Origin of the sequence: Methylobacterium ajmalii, assembly GCF_016613415.1 — a bacterium.
Lineage (GTDB): Bacteria > Pseudomonadota > Alphaproteobacteria > Rhizobiales > Beijerinckiaceae > Methylobacterium > Methylobacterium ajmalii.
In genome coordinates this window covers 16,865-32,124 of record NZ_JACWCT010000110.1, presented here as the reverse complement: position 1 = coordinate 32,124, position 15,260 = coordinate 16,865, and the positions used below count along the sequence as shown (strand labels likewise).

The window sequence follows — 15,260 nt, the reverse complement described above, 5'->3', positions numbered from 1 at the left end:
GTCGCCGCGGTGGTCGATTTCGCGGTCTGGGGCGAGCGCCCGACCGGGCACATCGACGCCGACACCGCCCACTGGCTCGCCGCCTCGCTGGGCTGCGGCCGCGGGCCGACCGCGACGGGCGCCCGCATCGCCGTCGAGGTGGTACGCGAGGCCGAGACCAACGATGCGGTGCTGATCGGCTTCGCCCTCAAGGCGAACCGGGCGCGGGCCGGGGGCGACGAGGCGGTCGAGGAGATCCTGGCCTACGCCATTGCTGCGTGAAGACGGGCTTCGCCCTTTCGCGCTGCATGAAGACGGGCTTCGCCCTTCTGGGCCGCGTGAAGACGGGCTCCGCCCTTTCGCGCCGGGTGACCGGGTTCGCCCCTTTGGCCGAGAACAGCCGGCTTTGCGCCGCGCGCGCCATGCTTTAACGGGGATGAGCTTGGGTGTGTCCCACCCCGGCCCGGCTTCTCCTCAAGGCTCGAGTGCGCGCTCCGATGTTCGACAAGATCCTGATCGCCAACCGCGGCGAGATTGCCTGCCGCATCATCAAGACGGCGCGCCGGATGGGGATCAAGACGGTGGCGGTCTATTCCGACGCCGACCGCGACGCGCTGCACGTCGCCATGGCCGACGAGGCGGTGCATATCGGCCCGGCCGCCGCGGCCCAGTCCTACCTCGTCATCGACAAGATCGTGGAGGCCTGCCGGCAGACCGGTGCGCAGGCCGTGCATCCCGGCTACGGCTTCCTCTCCGAGCGCGAGGCCTTCCCGAAGGCGCTCGAAGCCGCCGGCATCGTGTTCATCGGCCCGAACCCGGGCGCCATCGCCGCCATGGGCGACAAGATCGAGTCGAAGAAGGCGGCCTCCGCCGCACAGGTCTCGACCGTGCCGGGATTCCTCGGGGTGATCGAGTCCCCCGAGCACGCCGTCACCATCGCCGACGAGATCGGCTATCCGGTGATGATCAAGGCCTCGGCCGGCGGCGGCGGCAAGGGCATGCGCATCGCGCACTCGGCCGACGAGGTCGCGGAGGGCTTCGCCCGCGCCCGCTCCGAGGCCGCCTCGTCCTTCGGCGACGACCGGGTCTTCGTCGAGAAGTTCATCACCGATCCGCGCCACATCGAGATCCAGGTCATCGGCGACAAGCACGGCAACGTCGTCTATCTCGGCGAGCGCGAGTGCTCGATCCAGCGCCGCAACCAGAAGGTCATCGAGGAGGCGCCGAGCCCGCTCCTCGACGAGGCGACCCGGCGCAAGATGGGCGAGCAGGCGGTGGCGCTGGCTAAGGCCGTGAACTACGATTCCGCCGGCACCGTCGAGTTCGTCGCCGGCCAGGACAAGTCGTTCTACTTCCTCGAGATGAACACCCGGCTCCAGGTCGAGCACCCGGTGACCGAGATGATCACCGGCCTCGACCTCGTCGAGCTGATGATCCGGGTCGCCGCCGGCGAGACGCTGCCGATTGCCCAGAACGACGTGAAGCTCAACGGCTGGGCGGTGGAGAGCCGCGTCTACGCCGAGGACCCGACCCGCAACTTCCTGCCCTCGATCGGCCGGCTCACCACCTACCGGCCGCCGGAGGAGGGCGAGTTCGGCGAGGCGATCGTGCGCAACGACACCGGCGTCGAGGAGGGCAGCGAGATCGCGATCCACTACGATCCGATGATCGCCAAGCTCGTCACCTGGGCGCCGACCCGCGCCGAGGCGATTTCTTCGCAGGCCCAGGCCCTCGACGCCTTCGCGATCGACGGCATCCGCCACAACATCCCGTTCCTCTCGGCGCTGATGCACCATCCGCGCTGGCAGGAGGGCCGGCTCTCCACCGGCTTCATCGCGGAAGAGTTCCCGAACGGGTTCGAGGCCCCGAAGCCCGAGGGCGAGGTGGCGCGCCGGATGGCCGCGGTGGCCGCCGCGATCGACCATATGCAGAACGAGCGCAAGCGCGGCATATCGGGCCAGATGCGCGAGCCCTACCTGCTGCGCTTCGAGCAGGAGCGGGTGGTGCGCCTCGGCGAGGAGCGCTTCGAGGCGACCGTCGAGACCACCAACGACGGCGTCGTGGTCGCCTTCGCGGACGGCACCGAGTGGATGGTGGAGAGCGACTGGCTCCCGGGCGAGCCGGTCTGGGCCGGCACGATCGGCGACGAGCCGGCGGCGGTCCAGGTCCGCCCGCTCCTCAACGGCGTGCTGCTCAACCACGCGGGCGCGGCCGCCGAGGCCCGCGTCTACACCAAGCGCGAGGCCGAACTCGCCGCCCTGATGCCGGTCAAGGAGGTCGCCGGTTCGGGCAAGCAGCTGCTCTGCCCGATGCCGGGGCTGGTGAAGACCATCATGGTCACCCCCGGTCAGGAGGTGAAGGCGGGCGAGCCGCTGGCGATCGTCGAGGCGATGAAGATGGAGAACGTGCTGCGCGCCGAGCGCGACGGCACCGTCCAGACCATCCAAGCCAAGGAGGGCGACAGCCTTGCGGTGGATGCGGTGATCCTCGAATTCGCCTGAGGTCGTCCGGTTCTCCCGTGCCGCTGTACTTCGCCTACGGCTCCAACATGGACCGGGCCGCCATGGCCCGGCGCTGCCCCGCCTCGCGGGTCATCGGCCTCGGCCGGCTCAACCGCCACCGCCTGGTGATCATGCGGGAGGGCTACGCCTCGGTGGAGCGCTGGCCCTCGGGAACGGTCTGGGGCGTGCTGTGGGACCTGGCCTTGAGCGACGTGCCCGCCCTCGACCGCTACGAGGGCGTGGCGAGCGGGCTCTACGTCAAGGCGCAGCAGCCGGTCTCGACCGAGGGCGGGGTGCGGCGGGCCTTGGTGTATCTCGGGCGCGGCAACGGTGGGGTGCCGCGGCCGGGCTACCTGGAGGGCGTGATCGCGGCCGGGCGAGAGAACGGGCTGCCGGAGATGTATCTGAAGGGGCTGGCGGCGCTGAAGCGTTGAACGCCTAGAACCCTCCCCCCTCTGCGGGGGAGGGTGCCCCACGGCGAGTGCGAAGCACTCGCACCGGGGCGGGAGAGGGGACGCCGCTTCCGGAGAAGTCGCGACCATGGTGACGGGCGCCCGCTTGATCAGCGTCCCGCCGCCCCTCTCGGCGGGACTTCGTCCCGCTGCGCTCACTCCGCTCGCCACCCTCCCCCCGCAGAGGGGGGAGGGTTGAGCGGCGGTGCTTTACGAAGCGTGGGGAACCAGCTTCACCGCCCCGCTCTCTGCGTCGTACACGACACCCCGATAAAAGCAGTCCCGCCGCCCGGTATGGCAGCATCCGCCATCGCCGCCGACGCGCACCCGCAGCAGGAGCGCGTCCTGGTCGCAATCGACCCGCATCTCGACCAGCGTCTGGATCTGTCCGCTGGTGGCGCCCTTGTGCCAGAGCTCCCCGCGCGAACGCGACCAGTACCAGACCTCGCCGGTCGTGAGCGTGCGCGCCAGCGATTCGGCGTTCATGTGCGCGAGCATCAGCATCGCGCCGGTCTCGGCATCGACCGCGACCGCGGTGATCAGGCCGTCCGGGCCGAAGCGCGGCGTGAAGGTCTCGCCCTCTTCCAGCTCGCGCTTGGGACCGGGCGCCGCGAAGGTCGGAAGTACGGTCATCGCCGGTCGCGGACCAGGGTGAGGAAGCGGACCTGCTCGGTCGGGTCCTGCTTGAAGACGCCGGTGAACTGGGTGGTGATGGTCGAGACGCCGGATTTCTGCACGCCGCGCATCGCCATGCACAGGTGCTCGGCCTCGACCATCACGGCGACGCCGCGGGGATGCAGCACCGAATCGATGACGTCGGCGATCTGGGCGGTCATCGTCTCCTGGGTCTGGAGCCGGCGGGCGAAGGTGTCGACCACCCGGGCGAGCTTCGAAAGCCCGACGACGCCGCGGCGCGGGTAGTAGGCGATGTGGGCGTGGCCCATGAACGGCACCATGTGGTGCTCGCAGTGCGAGTGGAACGGGATGTCGCGCACCAGCACGATGTCGGAATAGCCCTCCACCTCCTCGAACACCCGGTCGAGGATGGCGTCGGCGTCCTGGCGGTAGCCGCCGAAAATCTGCTCGTAGGCCTTCACCACCCTCTGCGGCGTCTCGATCAGGCCCTCGCGCTCCGGGTCGTCGCCGGCCCAGCGCAGCAGGGTACGCACGGCGGCCTCGGCCTCCTGGCGGGTCGGCCGCTCGGTGACGCGCTCCGGCCGGGGGGCGTCGCTGCGCTTGTCGGCCGCCTCCGGGGCCCGGACCGACAAGGACTTCAGCACCGCGTCCATCACGCCTCCAAGATCGTGGCCAGGGTCGGGGCGACCCGGATCTCCGGTTCGTCGGGGCCGCCCTGCCGTCGCGCGCACCGCGCCGCGACCCGGCGGCGTCTCGCGGAGCCGGGCCTCGGTGCCTATATCACGGGCTCGGCTCGGCCGCGCAATGCACCGGGGGCGCGGCAGGTCCTTGCGCTCCGGGGCATCCGCCCGTCAAGCCAAAGTCGGACCGGTCCGGTCAAGCCCGATTCGTCAGTCCGGTGGCCCCTCTCGCCCAAAGTACGACTGCCATGCTCGACGACATCTACAACGCCCGCATCCTCGCCCTCGCGGCGGACATCCCGCGCCTCGGGCGGCTGCCGGCACCGGGCGCGAGCGCGTCCAAGCACTCGAAGCTGTGCGGCTCGACCGTGACGGTCGATATCGCCACCCAGGGCGACACGGTGACCGACTTCGCCCACGACGTGAAGGCCTGCGCGCTCGGCCAGGCCGCCTCGTCGCTGATGGCCCGCCACGCCGTCGGGGCGAGCCCCGACGAACTGCGGTCGCTCCGCGAGACCGTGCGGCGGATGCTGAAGGAGGGCGGACCGGCGCCCGAGGGCAAGTTCGCCGACTTCGCCGTGCTGGAACCGGTGCGGGACTTCAAGGCCCGCCACGCCTCGACGCTGCTGACCTTCGACGCCGTGGTCGACGCCCTCGATCAGATCGCCGCCAAGGGAGCCACCGAGGGAGCCACCGAGGGAGCCACCAAGACAGAGGCGGTGCCGGCGTGAGCCCGGCCCGCCGCGCGGCGCACTTCGCCATCCGCGGCTACCAGCTCTCGCTGTCGGGCCTCGTCGGGCGCCAGTGCCGGCACTGGCCGTCCTGCTCGGCCTATACCGACGAGGCGATCCAGCGCCACGGCCTCTGGGCGGGAGGCTGGATGGGCTTTGCCCGGATCTGCCGCTGCGGCCCGTTCGGCACCCACGGCATCGACCTCGTGCCCGAGACGCTGCCCCCCGGCGCCTGGCACCGCCCCTGGGCCTATGCACGCTGGCGCGGGGTCAACGCGCCGCCGCCGCTCTGCGAGAGCGTCGAGGGCTGATCCTCCAAAGGCGCGGGCGAAGGCGAGGGACTGTGTCTGACATGTCCCGTCATCGCTGCTATAGGGCGCCGGTCCGGTGTGCGGCCCATTGGCCCGCCGGACTTCGTGTCCGCCACCCGGCTTACCTGCACCGTGCGCAGGAGTGAGCCCCGAGGAGTCCTTTGAAGACCATGCCGATCCTGACCTTCCCCGATGGCGCCACCCGCTCGTTCGACGGCGCCGTGACCGGCCGCGCCGTCGTCGAGGGCATCGCCAAGTCGCTCGCCAAGCGCACCGTCGCGATGGCCCTCGACGGCACCGTCCGCGACCTCGACGATACGATCGCACAGGATGCCCGCATCGAGTTCCTCGACCGCACCGACCCGCGGGCGCTCGAGCTGATCCGGCACGATTGCGCCCACGTGCTGGCGGAAGCCGTGCAGTCGCTGTGGCCGGAGACCCAGGTCACGATCGGCCCGGTGATCGAGAACGGCTTCTACTACGACTTCCACCGCGAGACCCCGTTCTCGCCGGACGACTTTCCGGCGATCGAGGCGCGGATGCGCGAGATCATCGCCCGTGACGCCCCCTTCACCAAGGAGGTCTGGGCGCGCGACGACGTGCGCAAGCTGTTCGAGGAGAAGGGCGAGAACTTCAAGGTCGAGCTCGTCGACGCGATCCCGCCGGGCGAGGACCTGCGGATCTACCGCCAGGGCGAGTGGTTCGACCTCTGCCGCGGCCCACACATGACCTCGACGGCCAAGGTCGGCAGCGCCTTCAAGCTGATGAAGGTGGCGGGCGCCTATTGGCGCGGCGATTCGACGAAGCCGATGCTGAGCCGGATCTACGGCACGGCCTGGGCGAATCAGGCCGACCTCGACGCCTATCTCAACCGCCTCGCCGAGGCCGAGCGCCGCGACCACCGCAAGCTCGGCCGTGAGATGGACCTCTTCCACTTCCAGGAGGAGGGGCCGGGCGTGGTGTTCTGGCACCCGAAGGGCTGGACCCTGTTCCAGTCGCTGATCGCCTACATGCGCCGGCGCCTGAAGGGCGACTACGCCGAGGTGAACGCCCCGCAAATCCTCGACAAGGCGCTGTGGGAGACCTCGGGCCACTGGGACTGGTACCGGGAGAACATGTTCGTCACGAAGACCGAGGACGACCGCGTCTTCGCGATCAAGCCGATGAACTGCCCCGGCCACGTCCAGATCTTCAAGCACGGCCTCAAGTCGTACCGCGACCTGCCGCTGCGCATGGCCGAGTTCGGCGCGGTCTCGCGCTACGAGCCGTCCGGCGCGCTGCACGGGCTGATGCGGGTGCGCGCCTTCACGCAGGACGACGCCCACGTCTTCTGCACCGAGGACCAGCTCGCCGCCGAGTGCCTGAAGATCAACGACCTGATCCTCTCCACCTACGCCGATTTCGGCTTCGACGAGATCGTCGTGAAGCTCTCGACGCGGCCGGAGAAGCGCGTCGGCTCGGACGCCCTGTGGGACCACGCCGAGGAGGTGATGACCCGGGTGCTGTCCCAGATCGAGGAGCAGTCGGGCGGGCGGATCAAGACCGCGATCAACCCCGGCGAGGGCGCCTTCTACGGCCCGAAATTCGAGTACGTGCTGCGCGACGCCATCGGCCGCGACTGGCAATGCGGCACGACGCAGGTCGACTTCAACCTGCCCGAGCGGTTCGGCGCCTTCTTCGTCGATGCCGACGGGCAGAAGAAGACCCCGGTGATGGTCCACCGGGCGATCTGCGGCTCGATGGAGCGCTTCACCGGCATCCTGATCGAGCATTTCGCCGGCCACTTCCCGCTCTGGCTGGCTCCGCTCCAGGTCGTCGTCGCAACGATCACCGGCGAGGCCGACCCCTATGCCCGCGAGGTCTTGAGAGCGGCCGACGCGGCGGGCCTGCGGGCCGAGGCCGATCTTCGCAACGAGAAGATCAACTATAAGGTCCGCGAGCATTCCCACGCCAAGGTACCGGTGATGCTGGTCGTCGGCCGCAAGGAGGGCGAGGAGCGCACCGTCTCGATCCGCCGCCTCGGCAGCCCGCAGAGCCGCACCCTGCCGCTCGACCAGGCTTTGGCCGAACTCGTCGCCGAGGCGACCTTCCCGGACCTGCGCCGGGCGCAGGCCGTGGCCGACAGCGTGCCGAGCGAGGGCGTGACGCTCGACGGGCAGCACGGGGAGACGCCGGCTCCGTAGAGGGTTGAACCGCTCCGGGATTCCCGCAGCGGTCTGCCTTGGAGGATGCGAGATCCGATCGAGTGCCTCGCGATGCGGCTCTCGGCGCCGATCGGATCTCGCGCAGGCTTCCGATACGGCGTACCGACGTCGCATCGACCCCTCGCCGAAGGTGTCGTTCCTGGCGGATCGAGCCGGGTCGCGATCGTATCGATCCGTCATAATCGACGATCACGGTGTTTGGATCTGGCGTTGTTTCCCTCTGCAGCCTGGGCGAGGGGAACGCTCGCTCGAAGACATGATCGCGAAATCACGACGTCGTATTTGATTCTCGCCTCGATCCGGCGGCCGAGGGGGTAGGTCGCTGTCGGGTCGGCGACCGTCGTTCGAGGAGGACGAATCCGTTCGCGTCGTGCGACGATCGGCGCTGACCTTGCGGCAAGGCATGATATCGTGCCGCCATGACAGGACGGTCTCCGCCCACCCTCGACACGCCCCGCCTCCACCTGCGCCTCGTCGCCCCGGAGGACGCGGAGGCGACCTGCGCCATGATGACCCCGGCGGTGAGCCGCTGGCTCGCCTCCTGGCCGCTGCCCTACACCGTCGCGATGGCCCGCGAGCGGATCGCGACGGCGCGGGAGCAGGCCGCGGCGGGCCGAGCCCTGTCGCTCGCGATCACGGCGCGGGGCGAGCTCCTCGGCTGGATCATGCTGCACCGGACCGATCCGCGGACCGCGATCCTCGGCTACTGGCTCGGGGAGGCGCATCACCGCCGCGGATTCCTGCGGGAGGCGGCCGGCGCCGTGCTGCCCGCCGCGTTCGACTGGTTCGACCTCGACCGGATCGAGGCCAGCGCGCACCCGGAGAACGCCGCCTCCTTCGCGGTCATGCGGGCCTGCGGCCTGACGTTCCGGCGCGAGATGGTGATTCACGCGCCGGCGAGGAGCCGCGACGAGTTGGTGCAGGTCTACGCCGTCGAGCGTGAGGGCCTCACTCCGCCGTCAGGCACAGCTCGAACGTGATGCAGGCGGCGTTGGCGCCGCGGTGCAGGACGCCCTCGTGGATGCCCCCCGCGACGTCCACCACCGCGATATCGAGCCGCGCCACCCCGTCCCGCACGGTCCCGTCGCGGATCAGCACCTCGCTGGCATCGGTCGGGATCACCCGCCCGTCGGCGAAGGTCGGCCGCACGATGCTGCCGATGCCGCGCACCCGCGCCGCCGCGAGCCGGTGCGCCCGGCACGCCGCCTCGATCGCGCCGTGGATCTCCTCGTTCGGCTGGATCTTCAGGAGCAGGCAGGCGGACGGTGCGTCACCGCAGGCCACGGGGGTGAACAGCGGAAAGTTGGTCTCGGCATCCGGCAGGACGCGCCAGGCCGCCGCCGCCGTACCCCAGGCCTCTGCCCGGACCGCGTCCGCGATCACGACCTCCAGCGGCAGGAGGTGACCGGCGCGGCGGCGCCCGTCGGGCTCGATCCAGGTGCCGTGGACGTGCAGGAACGGCGCGCCGTCGCGCTCGCCGAAGGTGGCGCTGGCGCGCTCGAGCCGCGTCTCGCCCTTGGGCCGGTGGGTCTCGCTGTAATAGGCGGCAAAGCGCGGGTCGGCGGAGAGCGCCGGCATCACGTAGGCGAAGGGAGAAAAACTCCCGCCCGCGAGATGCACCACGCCGCCGCGCATCCCGGTCGCCGCGAGCGGCCCGGCGACGGCATCGAGCAGGGTCCGCCGAGGCGCGAGGTCGAAGGCGCGGCGGAGGAGGGCGCCGCCGGCCGCCAGCCAGCGTTCGGGCCGGGCCGGGCCCGGCTGCGCCAGGGTGGCGAAACCGGGCCGGGTCGGATCGGCGCCGCTCACGACTGCGCCCTCTCGCCCAGCAGCCCGGCAGCCTCCAGCTCCTCGCGCACCATCTTCTTGGTGATCTTGCCGTAGCCGGATTTCGGCAGCGCCTCACGCAGGATGACCCGGCGGGGCAGCTTGTAGCGGGCGACCTTGTCGAACAGGAACGCCATCACGTCGTCCTCGGACAGCGCCATGCCCTCGCGCGGGACGCAGACCGCGATGCCGATCTCGCCCCAGGTCGGGTCCGGCACGCCGAGCACCGCCGTCTCGGCCACCGCCGGATGGGCCAGGATCTTCTCCTCGATCTCGCGCGGATAGATGTTGGAGCCGCCCGAGATGTACATGTCGGAGGCGCGCCCCGTGATGTAGAGGAAGCGCTCGGCGTCGAGGAAGCCGAGGTCGCCGGTGCGGAACCACCCGTCCCGGAAGGCGTCGGCGTTGGCCTTCGGGTTCTCCCAGTAGCCGGCGAAGACCGCCGGCCCGCAGACGCAGATCTCGCCGGTCTCGCCGGGAGCGACCTCGCGGCCCTCGCCGTCCTGGATCTGCACCTGCATCCCGGTGCGCTCGAAGCCGCAGGTGCCGATCTTCACCGCCGGGCCGTCCTCGGCCTCGTGCAGGGCGGGGGGCAGCACCGTGATGTTGCCGGTGACCTCGCCGAGGCCGAAATACTGCACGATCACCTTGCCGAGGCTGCGCAACGCCCGCTTCTGGTCCTCGCGGTACATCGGCGCGCCGGCATAGATGATGTAGCGCAGGGACGAGTGGTCGTGGGCGTCGACCGCCGGGTGCTCGACCATCATCTTCAGGATCGTCGGCACGGTGAACATGTTGGTGACGCGGTGGCGCGCGACCAAGCCCCAGACCTCCGCGGCGTCGAAGCGCTCCGAGCCCGGCAGCACCGAGGTCACCGCGCGGGCGACCTGCGCCACCGCGTGCACGCCCGCCCCGTGCGAGAGCGGCGCCACCACCAGCGAGGCGTCGGTCTCCGGGCTCGTGCCCGGCATCAGGTCGCAGAGATGGTTGGTGATGACGAAGGCCATCTGGCCGTGGGTCAGCACCGCGGCCTTCGGCTTGCCGGTGGTGCCGGAGGTGTAGAAGAACCAGCACGGGTCGTCGTGCTCGACGCCCTCATTCGCAACGGCCTGTCCTTCGCCGGAGGCCACCACGGCCTCGTAGGCCTCGCCCTCGGCCGGTCCTTCGCCGATGACGACGACGTGGCGCAGCGACGGGCAGGCCTCCCGCACCGCCGCGACGTGCTCGGGATAGTCGGCGTGGCACAGGAAGGCGGTCGCGCCCGACTGGCTCGCGAGGTAGGACACGTCGCCGGGCATCAGCCGGAAGTTCGTCGGCACGAACACGGCGCCGAGGCGGAACGCCGCGTACATGATCTCCAGGATGGCGTTGCCGTTGCGGGCGTGCACCAGCAGGCGGTCGCCCTTGGCGATCCCGCGAGCGCGCAGCGCCGCCGCCAGCGCCGAGACCCGGGCGTCGAAGGCGCGCCACGTCCAGCTCCGCTCGCCCCACACGATCGCCGGGCGCTCCGGGTGGCGCGCGGCGGCCTGGGTGAGCGAATGGGCGAGGTTCATCACCCGGCGCGACATCGGCCTCATCGGGCAGCCCTCCGGCTCGTATGGGTCACGTCGTATCCTCCCTCGGGACGCCGGCCTTCGGCCCGTGCGCGTCGGGGGAAGCTTACGATGCCCCCGCCCCGCAGCGGAAGCGCGCAACGCGCATGCACTCCGCTACGAGGCGCGCGACTTGAAGCTGAGGCGGTGGTGGCGGGTGACGCCGAGGCTCGCCATCGCGGCCCGGTGCGCGGCGGTGCCGTAGCCGACGTTGCGCTCCCAGGCATAGGCCGGGTGGCGCCGGGCGAGCGCCCGCATCAGCCGGTCGCGCACCACCTTGGCGACGATCGAGCTCGCGGCGATCTGCGGCACCAGCCGGTCGCCGCCGACGAAGGCCCGGCACGGCAGGGGCAGCCCGGGCGGCACGTCGCGCCCGTCCACCGCCACCTCGGCCTCGATTCCGAGCCGCATTACCGCCCGGCGCATCGCGTCGAGGGTCGCGCCGCGCACGTTGATCCGGTCGATCAGGTCGCGGGAGCCGCCGGCCAGCGCGACGCGTCCCGCCTCCATGATCCGCGGCGCCAGGCGCTCGCGGGTGGCGGCATCGAGGCGCTTGCTGTCGTCGAGGGCCTCCAGCAGGTCCGGGGGCAGGGCGGCGGGGTCGAAATGCACCGCCGCCACGATCACCGGGCCGCAGAGCGCGCCGCGGCCGACCTCGTCGCAGCCGATGACGACGGGGTAGCGGGTGGCGTGGCGGGCATCGAACGGGCGCATGGGCGAGGTCTGCCGTAATCGGGGTTTCCAAATCCTTCCCGGGCGTGCCGTACCGGCACCGGCCCCCGTGGCGGGCGTTTCCGTGATAAGCCGGACGCCCGCACACGAGGAGGATGCATGACCACGCCGCCGCGGCAGAACCGTTTCCTGGCGCTCGCGCTGCCGATCGGGCTCCTGGCCGGGACCCTGGCGATCGGGTTCTGGACCCTCGACCAGATCCGCATCACCCGCGCCCGTGCGCTCACCGCGCAGATGTGGTCGCAGCCCTGAACCCTGCGGCCCCGGCCCGGCGCAAAAAAGGGACCGCACTCCGTAGGAGGCGGCCCTGAAGTCGTTTGGGTCTCGAAACCTCAGGAGGATGCCCCGCCCGTCGTCACCGCGGCGGCCGCGAGGGCCGGGGCGACCGATGGGCCGGGCCAAGAGGTCGGTTCCGTCATGCGCGCGCATCAAGGCCGGCGCAGGGCGCGATTCGGGCGATTCCGTGACCGGCACGTCCCCGCCGAGCGGGTTTTCGGCCCCGTCCCGGCACGATCCCGGGTCGGTGTCGCCCGGGCGCAACCCTTGCGAGGCGGTTTTCGGACTCCCATCATGGCGTGAGGCCGGCCGCTCGCCGGCTCACCACCCGTCGCCCGGACGAATCCCCGTGACTCGGCCGGGCCCCGCGAATCACCCCGACAGGCAGGAGAAGCGATGAGCGAGGGAGAGACTGCCGATAGCCGGAGCACCGGCACCGCGTCCGGCGGGCATGTCGTGCCCTTCCCCCGGGCCGTGCCGCCGCAGGTGTCGTTCCATCGCGACGAGCTGCGGATCATCCTCAACCTCTACGGACGGATGGTCGCCGAGGGCGAGTGGCGCGACTACACGATGGACTTCAACCGCGAGAAGGCGGTGTTCGCGATCCACCGCCGCACCTCGGAGCGGCCGCTCTACCGCATCGAGAAGGACCCGCGCCTCGCCCGCCGCCAGGGCGCCTACGCGGTGATCGCCGAGACCGGGCGCATCCTCAAGCGCGGACACGACCTCGCCCAGGTGCTGCGGGTACTGGAGAAGCCGCTCCGGGTGGTGTGAGCCGCGGCCTCGGAGACTCCCCTGTGAACGCGTCGCGGCGATCTCGACCGGTCCCGCGAACCGCCCCTTAACGCTCCCGCGCATCCCGCGCGTCTTCATCCGTCGGCAAGCATCTTTGCCAACCGGAACGACAGGTTTCCCGGCGGATTGTCGCTTGGCTGAAGAAGGTCACGCTCGAGGACCGCAGGGATGCACAAGCAGAGTGGATGGGCCGCGGCGGCATTCGTCGCGGCGATGCTGGCGGCCGGCCCGGCCGCCGCGCGGGAACTGGTCGCGTTCGACGCGGCGACGGAAGCCGGCACGGTGGTGGTGCGCACCGCCGAGCGGCGACTGTACTTCGTCAACGGCGACGGGACGGCGATCCGCTATCCCGTCGCGGTCGGCAAGGCCGGCAAGCAATGGACCGGCTACGCCCGCATCGACGGAAAATACCTGCGGCCGGCTTGGTCGCCGCCCGACGAGGTGAAGCGGGACAATCCCCGCCTGCCGGAGGTGATCGCCGGCGGCTCGCCGAGCAACCCGATGGGCGTGGCCGCGCTCACCCTCGACCGGGGCGAGTACGCGATCCACGGCACCAACCGTCCGGGCTCGATCGGCACCTTCGCGTCCTACGGCTGCATCCGGATGTTCAACCAGGATGTCGCCGACCTGTACGGCCGCGTCCAGGTCGGCACCACCGTGGTGGTGACGCGCTGAAAGCCGCTTCCCCGATGGTCACGTCCGGGGCTCCGGCAGGACACGTCCGGGGCCCAGACAAGAGAAGCATGAACCCGCCAGCCCCGCGGGAGGGGAGAGAATCTCACCCCGTTTTCGGGATCGAGGTAAGCGCAGGAGCGAGGGAGGCTCGACGAGCCAGCCTCCGATCACACCGCCTCACCCCCGCGGCGAACCCTCCGGACAGGGATGGGATCCTCGATCCATAGGCCCTCTCCCGCCCGCCGGGGCGGGAGCGTTCCGCGCCTCGTCGATTCCTCCGACGGCCCGGCGATTGCGCGAGATCAATGACGCGGGCCGCCCCCCGCCCCAAGACGGCGCGTGCCCGTTTCCGGGCGGCTGGACAGGCGGCGATGGCCCCGAGCGAACCTGCGACGACGGCACGGGCCGCGGCTCCGCACGAGCGCCGCCGGACGAAGTTCGGCGCCGCCGCGACCCGGACGGCGGTGCCGGCCGTGACCGGCGCCCTCTACGAGGCGCGGCGCAAGATCCATCCGCAGGCGGTGCGCGGCCGCTTCCGCACCGCGAAGTGGATCATCCTGGCGGCGGCCCTCGGGGTCTACTACCTCGTGCCGTTCCTGCGCTTCGATCGCGGTCCGGGCGCGCCCTCGCAGGCGGTGCTGATCGACCTCGACCGCGGCCGGCTCTACTTCTTCTTCATCGAGCTGTGGCCGCAGGAAATCACCTACGTGATGGGCCTGCTGATCCTGGCGGCCCTGATCCTCTTCCTGATGAACGCCGTCGCCGGCCGGCTCTGGTGCGGCTACCTCTGCCCGCAGACGGTCTGGACCGACCTGTTTCTCGCGGTCGAGCGCCTGGTCGAGGGCGACCGGCGGGCGCGGCTGAAGCTCGACGCGGCGCCGTGGTCGGTCGAGAAGGTCGCCCTGCGCACCCTCAAGCACGCGATCTGGCTCCTGATCGCCTGGTGGACCGGCGGCGCCTGGGTGCTCTACTTCGCCGACGCGCCGACCCTGGTGCGCCAGCTCGCGACCTTCCAGGCCCCGCCGGCCGCCGGCTTCGCCATCCTGACCTTGACCGCCACGACCTACGGGCTCGCCGGCCACCTGCGCGAGCAGGTCTGCACCTACATGTGCCCGTGGCCGCGCATCCAGGGCGCGCTCACCGACGCCCACTCCCTCAACATCCTCTACCGGGTCGACCGTGGCGAGCCTCGCGCCTCGGTGAAGACGGCGGGCGCCCTGCGCGCCGCCGGCCGGCCGGCCGGCGATTGCGTCGATTGCTATGCCTGCGTCACCGCCTGCCCGGCGGGGATCGACATCCGGGACGGGCTGCAGCTCGCCTGCATCCAGTGCGGGCTGTGCGCCGATGCCTGCGATACCGTGATGACGAGGCTCGGGCGGCCGACCGGCCTCATCGCCTACGACACCGAGGCGAACGGCCGGCGCCGGGCCGCGGGCCTGCCGCCGGTCCGAAAGATCCTGCGCCCGCGCACCGTCGCGTACGGGCTCATGGTCGTGGGAATCGGCGGCTTCATGCTCGCGAGCCTGGCGGCCCGGAGCTTCACCGGTGTCAGCGTCCTGCACGACCGCAACCCGCTCTTCGTCGTCCTGTCGGATGGCGGGGTGCGCAACGGCTATACCGTGCGGGTCATCAACAAGCGCGGGGCCGCGCGCCGTTTCGTCCTGGGTCTCGAGGGGCTGGCGGGCGCCCGGCTCGAGGTGGTCGGCGCCGCCGGCGACCTCGTCGTGCCGGCCGACGCGACGCGGGAGTACCGCGTCCTCGTCTTCGCACCGCCCGGCAGCACCGGCTCGGCCCCGCTCGCCTTCCGCCTCACCGATCCGGCCACCGGCGAGACCGCCGTGGCGCCGGACCACTTCAAGGCACCGTGAGACC

The 15,260-nt window shown here is 71.2% G+C and carries 15 protein-coding genes and 1 pseudogene; 11 read left to right on the top strand and 5 right to left on the bottom strand.

Annotated elements, in window-relative coordinates; all coding sequences use genetic code 11:
• The 3 genes and pseudogenes from HPY23_RS20985 to HPY23_RS20975 form a co-directional block, all read left to right on the top strand.
• Positions 1 to 261: pseudogene (locus HPY23_RS20985) on the top strand (hypothetical protein); the annotation flags it as partial.
• A 215-nt stretch (positions 262 to 476) separates the two neighbouring features.
• Positions 477 to 2,480, top strand: a complete 2,004-nt coding sequence (locus HPY23_RS20980) for an acetyl-CoA carboxylase biotin carboxylase subunit (RefSeq protein WP_091884280.1) — start codon at positions 477 to 479, stop codon at positions 2,478 to 2,480.
• A gap of 17 nt (positions 2,481 to 2,497) precedes the next feature.
• Positions 2,498 to 2,914 carry a gamma-glutamylcyclotransferase family protein gene (locus HPY23_RS20975; RefSeq protein ID WP_091884283.1) on the top strand — a complete coding sequence of 139 codons (417 nt, stop codon included), beginning with the start codon at positions 2,498 to 2,500 and terminating at the stop codon, positions 2,912 to 2,914.
• 228 nt (positions 2,915 to 3,142) lie between these two features.
• On the opposite strand, the gene hisI is transcribed toward HPY23_RS20975, so the two are convergent.
• Entirely contained in the window at positions 3,143 to 3,565 is a 423-nt protein-coding gene (hisI, locus tag HPY23_RS20970) for a phosphoribosyl-AMP cyclohydrolase (protein ID WP_091884285.1), read from the bottom strand.
• Positions 3,562 to 4,221 carry a GTP cyclohydrolase I FolE gene (gene folE, locus HPY23_RS20965; RefSeq protein ID WP_060847426.1) on the bottom strand — a complete coding sequence of 220 codons (660 nt, stop codon included), beginning with the start codon at positions 4,219 to 4,221 and terminating at the stop codon, positions 3,562 to 3,564. Before folE ends, hisI begins: the two co-directional genes overlap by 4 nt.
• Positions 4,222 to 4,496: 275 nt before the next feature.
• On the opposite strand from folE, the gene HPY23_RS20960 reads away from it, so the two are divergent.
• From HPY23_RS20960 to HPY23_RS20945, 4 genes are all read left to right on the top strand, one after another.
• On the top strand, positions 4,497 to 4,979 hold the full coding sequence (locus tag HPY23_RS20960) for an iron-sulfur cluster assembly scaffold protein (protein WP_091884288.1): 483 nt from the start codon (positions 4,497 to 4,499) through the stop codon (positions 4,977 to 4,979).
• Complete coding sequence (yidD, locus tag HPY23_RS20955) at positions 4,976 to 5,290, top strand: membrane protein insertion efficiency factor YidD (protein ID WP_091884291.1); 315 nt, start codon at positions 4,976 to 4,978, stop codon at positions 5,288 to 5,290. The genes HPY23_RS20960 and yidD overlap by 4 nt, the downstream gene beginning before the upstream one ends.
• A 170-nt stretch (positions 5,291 to 5,460) precedes the next feature.
• Entirely contained in the window at positions 5,461 to 7,473 is a 2,013-nt protein-coding gene (gene thrS, locus HPY23_RS20950) for a threonine--tRNA ligase (protein ID WP_091884650.1), read from the top strand.
• A 440-nt stretch (positions 7,474 to 7,913) separates the two neighbouring features.
• Complete coding sequence (locus HPY23_RS20945) at positions 7,914 to 8,474, top strand: GNAT family N-acetyltransferase (protein ID WP_091884293.1); 561 nt, start codon at positions 7,914 to 7,916, stop codon at positions 8,472 to 8,474.
• On the opposite strand, the gene HPY23_RS20940 is transcribed toward HPY23_RS20945, so the two are convergent.
• The 3 genes from HPY23_RS20940 to HPY23_RS20930 form a co-directional block, all read right to left on the bottom strand.
• A complete protein-coding gene (locus tag HPY23_RS20940) occupies positions 8,443 to 9,300 on the bottom strand; it encodes a PPC domain-containing DNA-binding protein (RefSeq protein ID WP_091884296.1) in 858 nt (285 codons plus the stop codon). The genes HPY23_RS20945 and HPY23_RS20940 overlap by 32 nt on opposite strands.
• Positions 9,297 to 10,895 (bottom strand): acyl-CoA synthetase, encoded by a 1,599-nt coding sequence (locus HPY23_RS20935; protein ID WP_060847431.1) that lies wholly within the window; start codon positions 10,893 to 10,895, stop codon positions 9,297 to 9,299. Before HPY23_RS20935 ends, HPY23_RS20940 begins: the two co-directional genes overlap by 4 nt.
• Positions 10,896 to 11,027: 132 nt before the next feature.
• Entirely contained in the window at positions 11,028 to 11,624 is a 597-nt protein-coding gene (locus HPY23_RS20930; RefSeq protein WP_091884298.1) for a ribonuclease HII, read from the bottom strand.
• Positions 11,625 to 11,741: 117 nt separating this feature from the next.
• Here HPY23_RS20930 and HPY23_RS20925 point away from each other — a divergent pair, with 117 nt between their 5' ends.
• The 4 genes from HPY23_RS20925 to ccoG all read left to right on the top strand — a co-directional run bounded on the left by HPY23_RS20925 (position 11,742) and on the right by ccoG (position 15,256).
• The gene (locus HPY23_RS20925; protein WP_167543923.1) at positions 11,742 to 11,894 is read left to right on the top strand and encodes a hypothetical protein; all 153 of its coding nucleotides are present in this window, start codon (positions 11,742 to 11,744) and stop codon (positions 11,892 to 11,894) included.
• 420 nt (positions 11,895 to 12,314) lie between these two features.
• A complete protein-coding gene (locus tag HPY23_RS20920) occupies positions 12,315 to 12,692 on the top strand; it encodes a DUF2794 domain-containing protein (RefSeq protein WP_060847433.1) in 378 nt (125 codons plus the stop codon).
• A gap of 189 nt (positions 12,693 to 12,881) precedes the next feature.
• Complete coding sequence (locus HPY23_RS20915; protein WP_091884301.1) at positions 12,882 to 13,388, top strand: L,D-transpeptidase; 507 nt, start codon at positions 12,882 to 12,884, stop codon at positions 13,386 to 13,388.
• A gap of 371 nt (positions 13,389 to 13,759) precedes the next feature.
• Positions 13,760 to 15,256: a cytochrome c oxidase accessory protein CcoG gene (gene ccoG, locus HPY23_RS20910; RefSeq protein WP_091884304.1), complete on the top strand. Its 1,497-nt coding sequence runs from the start codon at positions 13,760 to 13,762 to the stop codon at positions 15,254 to 15,256.
• Positions 15,257 to 15,260: the final 4 nt, after the last annotated feature.

Bases quoted from the DNA above. Each gene is read 5' to 3' on its own strand.
- HPY23_RS20980 (WP_091884280.1), top strand. From the start codon at position 477: ATGTTCGACAAGATCCTGATCGCCAACCGCGGCGAGATTGCCTGCCGC.
- thrS (WP_091884650.1), top strand. From the start codon at position 5,461: ATGCCGATCCTGACCTTCCCCGATGGCGCCACCCGCTCGTTCGACGGC.
- HPY23_RS20930 (WP_091884298.1), bottom strand. From the start codon at position 11,624: ATGCGCCCGTTCGATGCCCGCCACGCCACCCGCTACCCCGTCGTCATC.
- HPY23_RS20920 (WP_060847433.1), top strand. From the start codon at position 12,315: ATGAGCGAGGGAGAGACTGCCGATAGCCGGAGCACCGGCACCGCGTCC.
- HPY23_RS20945 (WP_091884293.1), top strand. From the start codon at position 7,914: ATGACAGGACGGTCTCCGCCCACCCTCGACACGCCCCGCCTCCACCTG.
- HPY23_RS20915 (WP_091884301.1), top strand. From the start codon at position 12,882: ATGCACAAGCAGAGTGGATGGGCCGCGGCGGCATTCGTCGCGGCGATG.
- ccoG (WP_091884304.1), top strand. From the start codon at position 13,760: ATGGCCCCGAGCGAACCTGCGACGACGGCACGGGCCGCGGCTCCGCAC.
- HPY23_RS20925 (WP_167543923.1), top strand. From the start codon at position 11,742: ATGACCACGCCGCCGCGGCAGAACCGTTTCCTGGCGCTCGCGCTGCCG.
- folE (WP_060847426.1), bottom strand. From the start codon at position 4,221: ATGGACGCGGTGCTGAAGTCCTTGTCGGTCCGGGCCCCGGAGGCGGCC.
- hisI (WP_091884285.1), bottom strand. From the start codon at position 3,565: ATGACCGTACTTCCGACCTTCGCGGCGCCCGGTCCCAAGCGCGAGCTG.
- HPY23_RS20935 (WP_060847431.1), bottom strand. From the start codon at position 10,895: ATGAGGCCGATGTCGCGCCGGGTGATGAACCTCGCCCATTCGCTCACC.
- HPY23_RS20960 (WP_091884288.1), top strand. From the start codon at position 4,497: ATGCTCGACGACATCTACAACGCCCGCATCCTCGCCCTCGCGGCGGAC.